At 57.8% G+C, this 15506-nt stretch carries 9 protein-coding genes; 5 read left to right on the top strand and 4 right to left on the bottom strand.

Features of this window, described 5'->3' with window-relative positions; all coding sequences use genetic code 11:
* Positions 1 to 88: 88 nt before the first annotated feature.
* Positions 89 to 1024, bottom strand: a complete 936-nt coding sequence (locus ACZ5C7_RS22195; protein ID WP_464378687.1) for a polysaccharide deacetylase family protein — start codon at positions 1022 to 1024, stop codon at positions 89 to 91.
* Between the two features lie 262 nt (positions 1025 to 1286).
* On the opposite strand from ACZ5C7_RS22195, the gene ACZ5C7_RS22200 reads away from it, so the two are divergent.
* Complete coding sequence (locus tag ACZ5C7_RS22200) at positions 1287 to 2876, top strand: alkaline phosphatase family protein (protein ID WP_464378688.1); 1590 nt, start codon at positions 1287 to 1289, stop codon at positions 2874 to 2876.
* A gap of 341 nt (positions 2877 to 3217) precedes the next feature.
* Here the strand turns inward: ACZ5C7_RS22200 and ACZ5C7_RS22205 are convergent, their stop codons facing one another.
* The gene (locus tag ACZ5C7_RS22205) at positions 3218 to 4564 is read right to left on the bottom strand and encodes an RNase J family beta-CASP ribonuclease (protein ID WP_464378689.1); all 1347 of its coding nucleotides are present in this window, start codon (positions 4562 to 4564) and stop codon (positions 3218 to 3220) included.
* Positions 4565 to 4893: 329 nt separating this feature from the next.
* A complete protein-coding gene (locus ACZ5C7_RS22210) occupies positions 4894 to 6207 on the bottom strand; it encodes a hypothetical protein (protein ID WP_464378690.1) in 1314 nt (437 codons plus the stop codon).
* Positions 6208 to 6781: 574 nt separating this feature from the next.
* On the opposite strand from ACZ5C7_RS22210, the gene ACZ5C7_RS22215 reads away from it, so the two are divergent.
* The 4 genes from ACZ5C7_RS22215 (at position 6782) to ACZ5C7_RS22230 (ending at position 12314) form a co-directional block, all read left to right on the top strand.
* Positions 6782 to 8572: a hypothetical protein gene (locus tag ACZ5C7_RS22215; RefSeq protein ID WP_464378691.1), complete on the top strand. Its 1791-nt coding sequence runs from the start codon at positions 6782 to 6784 to the stop codon at positions 8570 to 8572.
* Between the two features lie 74 nt (positions 8573 to 8646).
* Positions 8647 to 9867 carry a succinyl-CoA:mesaconate CoA-transferase gene (gene mct, locus ACZ5C7_RS22220; protein WP_464378692.1) on the top strand — a complete coding sequence of 407 codons (1221 nt, stop codon included), beginning with the start codon at positions 8647 to 8649 and terminating at the stop codon, positions 9865 to 9867.
* Positions 9868 to 9873: 6 nt separating this feature from the next.
* A complete protein-coding gene (locus tag ACZ5C7_RS22225) occupies positions 9874 to 11145 on the top strand; it encodes a GNAT family N-acetyltransferase (protein ID WP_464378693.1) in 1272 nt (423 codons plus the stop codon).
* A gap of 221 nt (positions 11146 to 11366) precedes the next feature.
* Complete coding sequence (locus tag ACZ5C7_RS22230) at positions 11367 to 12314, top strand: hypothetical protein (protein WP_464378694.1); 948 nt, start codon at positions 11367 to 11369, stop codon at positions 12312 to 12314.
* A 681-nt stretch (positions 12315 to 12995) separates the two neighbouring features.
* On the opposite strand, the gene ACZ5C7_RS22235 is transcribed toward ACZ5C7_RS22230, so the two are convergent.
* Entirely contained in the window at positions 12996 to 15041 is a 2046-nt protein-coding gene (locus tag ACZ5C7_RS22235; RefSeq protein ID WP_464378695.1) for a right-handed parallel beta-helix repeat-containing protein, read from the bottom strand.
* Between the last annotated feature and the right edge of the window lie 465 nt (positions 15042 to 15506).

Here is a 15506-nt window from a genome sequence, read left to right on the forward strand (position 1 = left end):
AAACTCACCACGAGGAACCGAGTCACGAGGGAGAAACAACGGAGGGGGTATGGAAAACGCGAGAAGTGCGCCGACGCTCGGAAGTTACCTACCGGGTGTACGCGGCCGGACTGGGTTCTGCGGTCGGCGCTGAGTCACGAAAACGTCGTGCAACATCGCTCATCGTTTCGACGGTCAGGTCGGTCTCGCGACGACGCTGATCTATGTATTCGAGGATTGCGCGCATCCGACGGTCGTCGCGTTCGTGCGTAAGGTTGTTGGGATGAAGCCACAGGTGGAATACGCCGTCCTCTCGAACCGCCTCGTCGATCCCCTGTCGGGCTACCACGACCATCGGGTCCGCCCAGACGGATTCGGCGATCATTCTGGCCGATCCTTCGAACCCGAAGCAAAACATCGACGCCGGAACGTTCACGAGTCCGTACTCGTCGATCGACGGCTCGATCACCAGAGATTCGTCTTTGAACACCGAGTCGACGACACCGCGGGCTCCGTCGGGCGTCGGTGACCGCCCGCGATAGGCGGTAATTCCGTACTCCGCCAGCACGTCTCGGTAACCGACATCGTTTCGCGGGTAAACGAACGAATCGACCGACAGACCCCACTCGTTCGCGAGATCGACGCTCCGAGAAATTTCCGCTTCTGCGAGGGTTCGAGACGTGTCGGGGTCGCCGAACAACACGTGCGAAAACGAGTGGCTCGCAAACTCGTGGTCCGTCTCCGACTCGAGTATTCCCTCCACGAGATCGCGTCCGAACCGGAGATCGGGCCGATCGGACCACTCCGTCCGTTCGCGTTCGAACCACCCCGGTGGAGCAGGATGGTCGTCGTGTTCGCCGTCACAGGACTCGAGCATGAGGTGGCCGACAACCGCCCAGGTCGCCGGCACGTCGTACTCTGCGAGCGAATCGAGCATCGCTTGCCAGCCGCGTCGACCCGCCTCGACACGATGTATCGGCGGCGAATCCAGATCGTGGAATCCCCAGCCGAGCTCTGCATCGAGCGAGATTACGACGCTTCCCATTCACTCCACCAACCAACGTTCATAGCTGTGAGTTCCCACCGAGGGGTATTGTTATGGATATCCTGTAGTTGACCGGTACCGGAAGGAGAACGTCTGGAACGGTGAGACCGAATGGCGGGCCAAAATTCATCCCATCGAGACCAGTTCAGTCGTTGAATTATCACGCGTTCGTCGGCGTTTCTCGGTGCAACCTACACATAACAAAACGGTCGTCCCGCCACCACATCCACAGCGGGCGTCAGTGACGCCTCATTCATCAATCATGAGCGGACATACTCCGACATCTCAGCGAGCATTCGTACTCGGTCTCGACGGCGTGCCGTGGAGACTCATCGAACGATGGACAGACGACGGCGAGCTACCCAATTTTGCCAGAATGCGTGAGGAGGGGGCGGCGGGAACGCTCGAGAGCACGCGTCCCCCCACGACGCCGCTCGCCTGGCCATCTATCGCGACGGGTGTCTGGCCGGATAAACACGGTATCTACGGATTTCAGAACCTTTCTAGGGAGTATTCTCACGAAATGTACACGAGTCGGGACTGCAAACAACCGCCCCTCTGGGAGCAACTCTCGCCCGCCCACGTCGGTAACGTTCCGTTGACCTATCCCGCCAGCGAGATAGACGGAACGATGGTCACGGGAATGATGACGCCTTCGACGGACAGCGACTTTACCCATCCCCCCGAGTTAGGCGACGAAATCGAAGATCGGATTCCCGGCTACGAGATCAGCCTCAACTATCCGGAGTACGCGGATCGCCTCGACGAGTTCGAAATCGCCGTCAACGACATCCTCGAGAAACGGCGAAATCTCATGCGCTTGCAGATGGAACACGCCGAGGACTGGCAACTGTTCTTTTTCGTCTACACGGCACCCGATCGATTCCAGCACCTCGTCTGGGACATGGACATGCTCCTTGAGCATTACAAGAAACTCGATGATATGCTCGGTGAAGTGATGACCTACACGGACGAACACGACGCGGACCTCTACGTCGTCTCCGACCACGGATTCGGAAAGATCGACGAACTCGTCTACGTCAATCACTTCCTCGAGCAGGAGGGGTACCTGTTTAGACGAGAAGACGAGGGCACCAGAGGGGCGCTCGCGAGTCTGGGGATATCTCGAAGCAACGTCAAGCAGGCGCTCAATCGAGTCGGTATCTCCGAGGAGATGCTCATCCAGACCCTCCCGCGGACGCTCGTCGACTCCGTCGCAGAGCAGATCCCGGGCGAACACGCGCTGTACGACGTCGATTATGAGCGAACGGTCGCGTTCGTCCACGACGCCGGGAACTGCTACATCAACGATACCAGACGGTTCGAAAACGGAACGGTCGATCCGGCGGATATCCCGGCGTTAAAAGAAGAGTTAATGGATCTCTTCGAATCGGTCACGAACGAAAACGACGAACAGATTCTGCGGGTCTTCGACGGCGACGACCTGTTCCCGAACGATCCCGAATCGCCGAACTTCATCGTCAACGGAAAAGACGGCTACGAATCTAGAAATTCGATCGCCGACGAACCGTTCGGCGACACCGGCGTGACGGCGGCGAGCCACCGAAGCACGGGGATCGTTCTCTGTCGCGGGCCGTCGATCGATCCCGGAGCCGAGCTCCGCGGCGCGCGCGTCGTCGATATCGCACCGACCCTTCTCCACGGCATCGGAGAGCCCGTCCCGGGGAACGCAGACGGCCGAGTCCTCTTCGATGCGTTCCGCGATGACGCCCCCGCATCTCGGACCAAGGTCCAGCGGACGGACCTAACGCGCTCGAGCGACGACGAAGCGGTTGACGACGACTTCACCGACGTCGAAGATCGGCTCAAGGGACTCGGGTACATGGAATAAGTTGCGCTCGACGCGCGACCGAGGCGACAGTCCCGAAGGTTCTGATTTCGAGTTCGCGAGCTGCGACGGAATTACAACACCACCTCACAGATGGTATCACGCGACGGCACGAAGGTGTGTGCGAATACCACGATGAACTGCTCCGGGACTTGTCCCCTGAGCTTCCCGTGGATTGGTCGGACACACCCGAGACACCATCGGCATGGTGGCCTCTAACAGTATGGTGGGTCACGGTCGGGAGGGTCACACTCACGCTTGCTCGCTTCGTGAGTGAGAGACGCATCCTGCCAAGAAAAATTCGCGCGAAGAGTTACTCGAGAGAGTCGCTCACGAGGCGACGCTCAGACGAGTTGGATGATATTTCCGTTCGAGGTCGGATGAAGATCGCGTCCGACCTTGTACCCCTGCTCCGAGGCGAGGTCGACATACCCGGAGAACCCCTTCATATCTTGATGGGCGGGGATAATATGCTGTGGTTGGAGTGCATCGAGCATCGTGTAGTGGCCTTCCTGACAGAGGTGGCCAGAAACGTGAATGTCAGAGTAGACACGCGCACCTTGCATGCCGAGCAGTTGTTCGGCCTGATACCGTTGGCCCTCGTTAGTTGGTTCCGGAATAACGCGGGCAGAGAAGACGACCTTGTCACCCTCGTCGAGTTCGTAGGAGGTCCCACCACGCCCCATTCGAGTAAGCATTGCGCGCGGTTCGCCCTGATGGCCGGTGACTACTGGGAGGAAGTTCTCCTTGCCCTCGTTCATGATCCGTTCGAGCGATTGATCGATCTCGTTTCGGTACCCGAACATGCCAACGTCGTCCGGAAAGTCGACGATGTCGAGTCGTTCTGCGGTACCGGAGTACTTCTCCATCGACCGTCCTAACAGCACTGGCTGACGACCGATATCTTTCGCAAATTCGATAAGTGACTTGACACGGGCGATGTGACTCGAGAACGTCGTCGCCACGATCCCGCCGTCGTAGTCTTCCATACTGTAGAGAACATCTCGAAGATGTTCTCTGGCAACGTTTTCGGAGGGCGTTCGCCCCTTCTTGTTCGCGTTGGTACAGTCCTCGATGTAACAGAGTACCCCCTCGTCTTCGCGTCCGATTTCACGGAAGCGCTTCATATCGATCGGGTCGCCAATTACGGGCGTGTGGTCCATTCGTTTGTCCAGTCCGTAGACGATCGCACCCTCCGGCGTGTGAACAACGGGATTGATCGCATCGACAACTGAGTGCGTAACGTTGACGAACTCGAGTTCGACGCCACCGTCCCCGATCGTCATCGACTCGCCGGCGTTCATCTTGACGAGGTCGTTCTCGGCGCCGAACTTCTGTTCGTCTTCGAGTTCTTGCTCGACGAGTTCGAGGGTAAACGGCGTTGCGACGACGGGAGCATCGTATCGATGAGCCAGTTTGGAGATGGCTCCGATATGGTCGAGGTGACCGTGGGTGGGGACGATCGCTCGCACGTCGCCCTCGAGATCGCTCATGATTCGATCGTCGGGAATCGCACCCATGTCGATCAGATCGAGACTGTGCATTCCTTCAGTTTGGATATTATCGTGGATAAGAACCTTCGAAAGGTTCAGCCCCATATCGAAAATGACGATGTCGCTACCAGCGCGAACAGCGGTCATCTGCCGTCCGACTTCTTCGTAACCACCGATAGTTGCAATTTCTATTTCCATAAATCAGGCCGGTCATAGCGTTCCGTTCACAAGGAGTGACAGCCACGATGGTTGCAACGGTAGCGATGAGCGTTGAAGATGACAACGATACGCGTCCACACCACCAACGTCCAACCATTATCCGTGTAAAGGACAGCGCGTCTTTCGGTTGATTACCAAGTGATGCTTCAACCCCTTATACCTCCGGATTATCTTCGGAAAGACGGCGACGGAGTTGAAAATGGCCTCGAATCAATCGAGTACGCACCCAGATGGGTTCCGAGAGGACAAAAGCTGAAGCCTCGAACAACACGAGTGCTTGAGCGGTAGTTCGACGGTGAGCGGACGGTTCAGCGTACGCGTCGGGCACCCGCCTTTGCCACGTTCCAGACGGGATACATCGTGTTGTACACCCTGTTCGGGGCGTTCCGAGCGCCCGCCCGGAGGAGTCGGTGGTGAAGCGGGGAGCCCGATTCCGCGACCAGCGCATCGAGATCGGCCGTCGAGAGCCACTCGAAGAAGGACCCTTCGGCGGGACTCGAGGGCTCGGTTTTACGAACGGTGTGCTGGATATCCTCCCACATGTATCGTTCGTCGAGTCCCAGTATCCAGTCGCCGTTTTCGAACGACGAACGAATCTCGTGATAGTCCTCGTCCGCGAACGGATAGCCGTGGGCGGACGGCTCGAGTCCCGCTAGCCGAAGCCCGACCGCTGTCCGATAGCACTTTTCACATTCCCCGCAGTTGCCGTCCATCCGGGTGTTGCACGTCTGTAACTCGAGCCGGGAGGCCTCCGGATCGGAGCTGTGATCCTCGACGTACGACGCGATCAACTCGAGTCGTTCCTGGCGAGTAAGGTCGTAACAGTCGTGATGGCACCGAGTTCCCGTCCAGCGGACGTAGTCGTCGATATCCGGTCGGGAGCCCCACTCGAGGTCGATTCCGTCCCAGTGCGTCGCGGCCATGTACAAATCTTCGATCCCGCGTGCGTAGGCCATCGGCGCGCAGAGCCCGAGCAGACCGAGTCCGTGGCCGACGGAGCTGTACCACGCGCCGTCGACGTGGCGTTTGTAGTGGGCCAACAACATCGGATGATCGAGCGCCGAGAGCATGTTCGATTCGACGAATGCGGTCTCGAGGCCGCGTTCGTCGGCGAACGCCCCGACTCGCGAACGGAGGTGATCCCAGTCTTCGTCGTCGCTTGCGTCGGGGGTAATCGTCCAGCCTCGGATGCTGATCAGCGTCGGTTCGTCCGCCTGGTGGCGGACGTACGACGATGTCGAATCGACGCCACCCGTGAACAGTAATCCGGACTCGCCCTCGGTCTGGGGAGCGGTGCTCGTTACGTTTCGCGCGTAGAGCGTCCCACCTTCGAGAAAGTCGTACATTGAGAGCAACGAGGCTTTTGCATCTTCTAACGCGCGTGCGAAGGTGGCATCGACCTCGTCGACGTAGACATCAGCCCCCTGTGCCCACGCAACGGGACAGACGTGTGCGAGAACGGGAATCGCGAGAACGCCGTCAGGGACGTCCTCGATAGCAACGTCGTACGTCGTTCGAAACGGCTCTCCGGTGAAAAATCGCTCGAGGTCGGCCGACGGCCGGATTACGGACTCGAGCGTGTCGTCGTCTGCGGTAACTGAGTCGATGATGATAGCGGACATGTTGTGGGGTGTGGCGTAGACGGGTGATCGGAGTTCGATTCGAGAGAATCGACCACGGACGGATACAAAAATCGGTATAATCGTTGATTGATCACAAAATCTGAAAGCCAGGCGTAGCAATCGATGGGGAGCAGTACAAGTAATTCAGTGGTGTGCTACAAGCACCTTGTATCAGGCATGAATGGAGTTAGTAACTGATGGTAAACGGATACAAAAAGAGACTGTTTCGCTAAATAATGGTTCAGAATCGTACTGTGAGGACAGCGATCGATCGATTGAGTTGGGTCGACCCCGCTCGTAGTGGGATCCTCAGACGCCGACACTACCAGACTCGGAAGATTCAATCACGCTACTCGCGACGTCAATGCAGACCGACGTGAGACCGACACCGATGGAGAACAGTTTGGGTGAGGATACACACATTCTCGGCGAACCGTTCTCGAACCGGGACGGTCAACTCGAGCGAACGGTCACCGGGTATGAACCCTATAACAAACCAGTTATCCGTGCTCGAGCTTTTAACAATGGCTATCGATACGGGACGAAGACATCGATTTGAACCGGGCGATCGGCAATGAAACGGGTCGCACTCGACATCGTCCTTGCGCTCGGCTATTTTGCGGTCGCCGCCGCTATCCTCATCGCGCGAGCGAATCCGGCCTCGAGCTACGAATCGTCGGTGTACATGGCCTCGCCGACGGCGACGTGGATCGGACTGGCGATCGGACTGGCGATCGCTGTGAGTACGACGCTGACGTGTCGGGGTCGGTATCAGGCAATCTCGATCGGACTCGGTGCGGCTGCGGTCACGACGATCGTCAGCCTCCCCTTTATCAGGAACTACCGGTTCGCGGGCGTGGGTGACGCGCTGTCTCACCTCGGCTGGACGCGAGACATCGTTCGCGGGGATCTCCTGCCTCACGAACTGTTCTACCCCGGGTTGCACTCGATCGCCTCCGCTATCCACTTCGTCGGTGGCGTCCCTCTCGAGCGATCCGTGCTCTTGATGGTCATCGTCTTCTTCGTCCCGTTCCTGATTTTCATTCCGCTGACGGTTCGCGAACTTTCCGGAAACGCGCTCGCGGTTGGCATCGCTGCCGTCATCTCTTGGATGATCCTGCCGGTCAACAACGTCGCGACGCACATGGGCGCACACACGAACTCGAACGCGTTGTTCCTCGTTCCGGTCGTGATCTTCGCGTTCGCCGCCTATCTCAAACGGGGAAGCGACATCGAGCGGCTCCCGCTCGGGCTCTCTCCGTTCAGCGTGCTCATCGTGTTCGCCAGCCTCGCGCTGTTGTTCGTTCACCCCCAACAGATGGTCGCCGTCGTCGTCTTGCTCGGATCGATCGGTGCGATCCAGTATCTCGCTCGGTGGCGGTTCGAAGACCATCCAATGGTCCACCACCCGACGACGTACGTTCACACGACCGTTCTCGGCGCGATCGTCGGTATCTGGGCGATCAGTAACGAGCGGTTTCGGGACTCGTTTTCCGGGCTGGTCTACGGAATTTTCGCCGACGACGTCGGTGCGGGTGCTGAAGTCGATCAACGTGGATCTTCCCTGACCGAACTCGGAGGGAGTCTCGCCGAACTGTTCGTCAAAATGTTCCTCGAGGCGGCGGTTATCGGACTGATCGTCGCGATTTTCCTGGTGGTCATCTGGCTCGGCTGGTCGAATATCGACCTCGAGACGAAAGCGTTCTGTACGTATTTCGGGCTCGCGTTGATCCCGCTCGGTGGGATGTTCCTGGTCTACTTCGTCGGAACGCCGACGATGGCGTTCAGACAGGTCGGGTTCATCTTCGTGATCCTGACGATTTTGGCGGGGATCGCGATCGCACACGCGACGGCGGGGCTCTCGAAAGTTATCACGACGCCGGGCGCGAACGCGGTCGTCGCAACAATGCTCGCGGCGTTTCTGATTCTCGGGTTGATGACGGTCTACGCCTCGCCGATCATCTATCAGCCGAACCAACACGTAACCGATCAGCACCTAAACGGGTACGAGTCGAGCTACGAACACGCAGTCGAAGAGCGGCCCCACGTCGGCTACGGAGCGGACCCGTTCCGGTTCGATCACGGCATCAACGGAATCGAGGAAGAAAGCGTCGCCACGACGCCGTACGAAAGCGGGGCCGTCAACGTAACCGAGTTCGAAAGCGGGAATTACAGCGGGGCCTACGACGGCCACGACTACTACTTCGTCGTGTCCGAGTACGACACGACGCGGGAACTCGAGGTGTATCAAGGGCTTCACCACAGCGAGGCAGCACTCGAAGGCGTCGACGAGGAACCGAGAGCGAACAAGGTCATTTCCAACGACGAGTTCCGAATGTATGCTATCACTGCAGACGATGAATGACACCGTACTCCGCGATAATTTACGAAACACCTGCATAACAAAGCCCGAATCCACCCTCCACGGTTGATACGACAATGTCTGCCCTTGAGGACGTACGTGTGTTGGATTTGACGAGGGTCCTCGGTGGTCCCTATGGTACAATGTTGTTGGCTGATCTCGGTGCTGACGTCATCAAAATCGAACCGCCGGGCGGCGATTTCGTCAGAGAAACGCCACCGTTTTACTCCGACGAGGATGAGTTCGGCGGCTACTTCCAAAGTATCAACCGCGGAAAACGAAGTCTCGAACTGGACTTTACCGACGAACAGGACCGGGCGGACTTTCGGTCCCTCGTCGAAAAAGCCGATGTCGTCGTCGAGAACTTCCGCGTCGGAACGATGGAGAAATTCGGCCTCGAGTACGAACGGCTCGCCGAGATCAATCCACAGCTCGTCTACGCGTCGATGCGCGGGTTCGGCGACCCCCGAACCGGCTCGAGCCCGAAGCAGGCCGAACCCGCCTTCGATCTGGTCGCGCAGGCCCTCGGTGGCGTGATGCACCAGACGGGCGAGGAAGACGGATCGCCGATGAAAGTCGGGTTCGGGGTCGGTGACATCTTCACGGGCGTGTTACACACCGTCAACATTCTCGCGGCGCTTCACTACAGAGATCGCACCGGCGTCGGCCAGTTCGTCGATACCGCGATGTACGACGCGATGGTAAGTCTCGCCGAGCGTGCGGTCTATCAACATTCATACACGGGCGACGTTCCGAAACGGCAGGGAAACGCCCATCCGACGCTCTTTCCCTACAACGCATTCGAAGCAAAAGACGGTCACATCGTTATCGCCGCACTCGGCGACAACCACTGGCGTGGACTCTGTAAGACGATGGGCAGACCCGAATGGGTCGTCGACTACCCGCACGCAAACGATCGGCTATCAAACCGAGACGAGCTTCGAGAGAAAATCACGGATTGGGTTTCGACGCGGACCACTGACGAAGTCCTCTCCTCACTCGAGGGGGACGTACCGTGTGGTCCCGTTCAAGATATTTCAGACGTTTACGACTGCGAGCATACCGAGCGAAGAGAGATGCTCGTCGAAGCCGACTTACCCCACATCGACGAAACCGTCACTATCGCGGGAACACCGATAAAGATGACCAAAACGCCGCCGGAGCCGGGCAATCGGGCACCGCTACTCGACGAACACCGGTCCGAACTGCTCGAGACGGATTCGTTATCAAGGGCGGAACTCGAGGAGATATCCCCCGAACGCGTCGGGATATCCGATAGCAGCGGTCACGATAACTAACGAGCAATGGCGTCTAACAACCCCAGCACCGACGAGAAGGAGACGAACGAGATGGATACCGAGCAGGACGAGACTGAACGAACGGAGCCCGACGATAAATCGGAATCCGTCGATACCGACGACTCGGACAAAAGCGGTAGCCAAAAAGGGGTAGACGAACGGTCAGGAAACCATACCGGAGACTCGGATCCGTACGAGATCAGACGATACGAGGCGGCGGACAGGGACGGGTTCCTCGAGTTGTACGACCTCGTCTTCGGCGACGTCGACGAAGCGTGGTTTCAGTGGAAGTACGAGGACAATCCCTACGTCGATCACGTTCCGATCGTTCTCGCGACGCACGAGGGTGAAATCGTCGGAACGAAACCCAGTTTCGTCCTCGAGTTACGCGTCGAAGACGAGACGTTCAGGGGCTACCAGCCGGCGGATGTCATGGTCCATCCGGACCACCGCCGTCGTGGACTCTACTCCCGAACGACCGAGCGGATGAAAGAACACTACCGAGAGCGAGATCCGGAACTGTTTTTCAACTTCCCGAATCCCGCAACGCTCTCGGGAAGCCTCAAACACGGCTGGGAAATCGTCGAAGAGGTGCCGACGTACTACCGCATTCAGCAACCGGATTCGATAATCGATACGGACGAGTCCGAGCGCCTCTCGACGCTGACGAGCGCCGCCACCCCGCTTTTGAAAGGGTATCTCCGCGCGCGCGAGAGACGCGAACGCGGCGTCGAAGGGGTTTCCGTCGAACGGTTCGACGAAGTTCCAACCGACGTGTTCGCCGAGTTGTATCGCCAGGCAGTTCCCGGAACGATCCACGCGAATCGGACCGAAACGTTCTACGACTGGCGATTCGATAATCCGAACCTGTCCTACGACGCCTACGTCGCGAGGCGGGACGAAGCGCCGATCGCAGGAATCATTACCGGAACCACGAGCGAGGACGGGTCGCGAATCACCAACCTCACCGACGTCGTTCCGCTCGCGACGACGAAAAATCGACGAGACGGACTCCGGGCGCTGCTGGACCGGATCATCGAAGACCGACGCGACGATTCGTTACTCGCCGTCAGCGGCGACGGAATTCCCGAATCGCTGCTTTCGAATTTTGGGTTTCACTCGGACCTTTCGGCGCCGCTTTCGCGCGTATCACAGCCGACGACGCAGGTCACGTATCCTATTAGTTCCGAAGACGGTCACGAGTGGACGATCGCAGGTCGCGCCGTTGCCGACGCCACGAACTGGACGATCACGTTCGCCGAACAGGACACCCGCTGAAGTCGAATCGGCGCTCGAGTCGGCTCTTAAAGTTGGGTTTCAGCGTCAATATTGGCTTTCCCTCGACGCCCCACGCCGAATTCGGCGAAATATAGTCCTCTTGTTTTCGAATTATATTCACTATATCGTGAATGATTCAGTACGAACGAAATAATATCTGTAAATTCAATACTCTTTGCTAAAGAAAAGTTTATGAGTGCAAGGTCTCGTTTCCATAATGCATGCCGCAGAATTCCCGCACTAACGAGACAGCCCCTCCAGTTACAGACAGTAATTCAACCTTAACGCGCCGTTCGTACGTACGTTCGGTCGCAGCGGTCGCAACCGCAACCGCTTCCATCGGCGTCGCAGGGTCGGCCACCGCCGACGAGGAGTACGAACTGATCGAAGCGTCCGGGCAGACGATCCAGATCGGGTCGGGAGAAACCTGGGAGAACAAGGTCGTCGACATGACGACAGGCCAAGATATTATTATCACCGCCGAGGGATCCGGGTGGTCGATACGAAACGTCGGTTTCGAAGGAGAGAACACTTCCGGAGCCGGTTCCGCGACCTTCGGCGTTGCGGACACCGGTGGCGACACGAGTACCATCGAAAACGTCTATCTCGGCGACGGATCCGACGCCCGCAACGGAAGCAGTACCGGCCACGGACAGACTGCGTTCTGGGTCAATCCCGAACACTCCGGACAGCTCGAGTTCGAGCACGTCAACATTCAAGGCTTCGCGGACAACGCCATCTACGGCTCCGCACCCGGCGGTGCAGGCGGCGGAACGGTCCACATCGATAGCTGTTTCGCGGCCAACTGCGAAGTCTCACACTATCGCGTTGCAACCGAAGGGAGCAGCGTCAGAAATTCGAACGTCTACGTCGACGGCAGCGGCTTCAGCGGCCGTGGCATCTGGGCGTGGTCGCCCGGGACCATCGAAGTCGAAAACTGCCAACTCGAGATGAACGGTGCAAACCAGTCGATCGTCGCCGGCGCGAACGGGCAGGGGACGAGCGTCGTCGTCTCCGACACCGATTACGACACCGGTATGGACGGCGGAATCGGCGAGGAAGGTGGATCGGACGTTCAGTTTGGAGACAGCGTCGACACTAACCCGGAAGCCTTCGTTCCAGAGGGTGTGCCAACTTCACCTGAAGAAGCAGCGACCGGTGCACAATAGGTGCTGTAGTCGGCGTCGATACCCGAGCAACTAACTGTCGTTATTCGTCCGCGGCCGTTTTGCGCTTCATCCCGGCTTTTTTCGAACTGATATCCCGTTGTGACACTAATGCGGCGTCGTTCCGTACCTCTCCTCGCGCTAGTATCCGCAAACAAACCGCGTCGGTGACGATCCGCCGCGGTAACAGGATCTCGCTTTGGAACGAGTTCCGCAAGCCGCCAATCCGCCGGACACGATACTCGAACTACTCTACGCGGATTCTCGCATCGCCGAACACGAGAAGCGCCTCGGATTCCCACTTGAGAGAGTTACGTCCGCGCTGGGGGACCACTATTGCCCCCGCAAAATTTCGTAGAGCGGGTCGCACGACTTTGCGAACGGAGTGAAAGGGAGTGCAATAGATCATTACTCTCGAAACGGTTCGAAACTGCGACCTGAAACGGATTCTGGAGCGGAAACCAGTACGGACTGATGCAACGAGAATAGCACGCATCGACGGAACGAGGAACGGCAATCGCAACCTGAGGAACGCCTCGGCGATTTGTCCACGTCTCCCGCGGTTCCCTCGCAAAGTGGACCGACCGTCCCACCGCTCCGACAATCATGCGGTACCGACTCGTCGCAACTCATCGAGCACGATCAGCCCAAAAAAGACTGCAGCAGTAGCCGGAAACGGGTCGATTACTGATTTCGAGCGTTGTACTGGATTTCGGTTTTCGCATCGCCGAGGACCTGCAATTCCTCGATATCTCCGTCAAACCAATAGGCGTCGAGCCAATTTGCGACGCCTCCACTGACGCGTTTGCCTTCGATCACGTCTTCGTCGTCGATCGAGGCTTCCTCGTAGTCGGATTTGACGACTCCGCCGGATATCTTGAAGGAGTACGTGCTGGGCCCCTCAGCTTCGGTACCGTCGATAACCAACGCGTTGGCGTACAGTTCCTGGTCACCGTACTCGGAGATATCGATCTCTTCACCGTCGAGGTAGACGGCCGCCTCGCCGTCCGAAAAGGTGATATCAGAGAGCGCACCGGAGAAACAAAACTCCTGCGTCCCGTCGGTAACGGAACTCTGTGCGGTCGACCCCGAGACCGTCGTCGCCTCGTCTTCCGGGTCGGCCTCCGAATCCAGTTCGATCGTTCCATCGACCGTGATTTCGAAACTCGTCGGAACGCCCCGTCCTTCGACGACGAGTTCGTGTGGCAGATCTTCGCCGTAGTCCGACGGATCGAGTTCCTCGTCGTTTAGATACACCGTCGCAGGACCGTCCGCAGTGAACTGCTCGAGGTCGCCGTTGAACCGAAACGCGTCCTTCCAGTCGGCGACGACGCCGTGAACCGTTCCGTCGTCGATCTCGTCTTCGTCGTCGATCGAGGCCCCCTCGTAGTTCGACGGAATGACTTCGCCGTCGACGACAAACTCGTAGCGGGTGACATCCTCTTCGGAACCGTCGAGAAGGATGACGTTCTCGAAGAGGTCGTCGTAGTCGTCCGGATCGATCTCTTCGCCGTTGACACGGATCGTCGCATCGCCGTCGACCGAAAGCCGTTCGATTTCGCCGTCGAACTCCCACGCGTCAAGGTAGTCCGCGACGACGCCGCTGGCTTCCGTTTCGTCGTCCGTAGCCGCATCATCGATGGAGGCGTCCTCGTATTCGCTCGGTTCAACCGCCTCGCTGACGACGAACTCGTAGCTGGTAGTCTCCGGGGTCCCGTTGCCGTCGAAGACGATGGTGTTCGTAAGCGAAGAGCCGTCTTCGTCATCCTCGTCCTCTTCCGGCGGTGCTTCGCCCGAATCGCCGTCGGAACTACCGGTGGCCGCCTCTTCGGCCGACGTTGGAACGCCGTCGGGCATCGAAAGATCGGGGCTCGAGCCCACGTTGGACTCGGAGACGTTCCACGACCCGGCACCGTGAACGCCGGTGTGGTTCGTCTCGCGTATCTGGATCGAACCGCTATCCCTGAGGTGGATCGCCTCGTTGTACGAACCCTCCTGGAAGTCACAGTTCTCGATCGTCAACGTGCCCGGAGACCATCCCCAGAACGGTCGACCGGTGTATCGCCCGCTCCCATCGTTGTACGCGACGGAGTTCGACACCGAGGACCCTTCCGTTGCGAGGCGGTAACAGGAAACGTAATTGTTCGCCGCATAACAGCTATCGATTTCGATCGTTCCGCCACCGTCGTATTCGGGGGCGGAGGCGTAAATGCCGTTGTTCGGCCAATTCTGGATATTGCAGTTTCGGATCTCGAGGTGTCCGTAAAAGTCGCGGTGGGCGAAGATACCGCACTGTCCGTGACTGGAGTACTGCGAGGGCCGGATACAGCCGTCACCCATGTACACGTTATCGATAACCGTATCGCCACCGTTGACGACGATTGCGTGTTGGTCCGACGTGTGCGTTCCACGGAAGCCAACGTTACGTATCGTCACGTTGTCGCCGGTACAGTGGAGCATCGTCCAGCCCTGATCGAAGTCGATAATCGCGTTCTCGAACGTTTCACCGTCGCCGAGCCGTATTTGGCCGGCACCGCCGATGACATCGTACTCGTCTTCGTCGGCCGAAACCGGGTTCGCACTCGCAACCGCAGCGGTTGCCACAGAGGTTCCAGCGAGTTTGAGGTACGATCGTCGATGGAGTAATCCGTTATTACTGTTCAATTCGTCCGTCTCAACGTCAGTATGGACTACGTCGTCGTCGTCCAATACCGAAGGTTCGCGTGCCATGCATTCGGGTAATTCCATTATACCGGTATAAACCTTCCCTTGTATTTTGTATAAAATTAAAAGATTATCGTTGTATCACGACTATACGTTCAGTTATTCATGAGTTTTTACTCACGAATTATTATATATGAGTTAAAAGTGGCGGCGATAAAATACCATATTACCAATGGAACCCTCAATTCTGATTGTAATAATTGAGTATTACTCGCCAAATAATCGCACTACCCGTGTGATTTTCCGGTAATTGAGAGTGTATACAATGCTAACAAATGTGGAATCGATACCCGATCGCTCGTCCACACGGAACCCCTTCGTGATCGGTCAATTCAAATCTATACCGGTTAGGCTTTGTTGGTACTAACGCGCGTGTGCTCGCTACCGAATTACGTTCAATAAAACGAGTTGGTTCTCCACTCCGTAGACAGCGTTGAGTCGCCGATCGGTAGCAACTAGCCTCCCGTGTTG

The organism is Halostagnicola alkaliphila, from assembly GCF_055379965.1.

Coding starts and splice junctions, on each gene's coding strand:
- ACZ5C7_RS22225 (WP_464378693.1), top strand. CDS start 9,874: ATGGCGTCTAACAACCCCAGCACCGACGAGAAGGAGACGAACGAGATG.
- ACZ5C7_RS22210 (WP_464378690.1), bottom strand. CDS start 6,207: ATGTCCGCTATCATCATCGACTCAGTTACCGCAGACGACGACACGCTC.
- ACZ5C7_RS22215 (WP_464378691.1), top strand. CDS start 6,782: ATGAAACGGGTCGCACTCGACATCGTCCTTGCGCTCGGCTATTTTGCG.
- ACZ5C7_RS22235 (WP_464378695.1), bottom strand. CDS start 15,041: ATGGCACGCGAACCTTCGGTATTGGACGACGACGACGTAGTCCATACT.
- ACZ5C7_RS22205 (WP_464378689.1), bottom strand. CDS start 4,564: ATGGAAATAGAAATTGCAACTATCGGTGGTTACGAAGAAGTCGGACGG.
- ACZ5C7_RS22200 (WP_464378688.1), top strand. CDS start 1,287: ATGAGCGGACATACTCCGACATCTCAGCGAGCATTCGTACTCGGTCTC.
- ACZ5C7_RS22195 (WP_464378687.1), bottom strand. CDS start 1,024: ATGGGAAGCGTCGTAATCTCGCTCGATGCAGAGCTCGGCTGGGGATTC.
- ACZ5C7_RS22230 (WP_464378694.1), top strand. CDS start 11,367: ATGCCGCAGAATTCCCGCACTAACGAGACAGCCCCTCCAGTTACAGAC.
- mct (WP_464378692.1), top strand. CDS start 8,647: ATGTCTGCCCTTGAGGACGTACGTGTGTTGGATTTGACGAGGGTCCTC.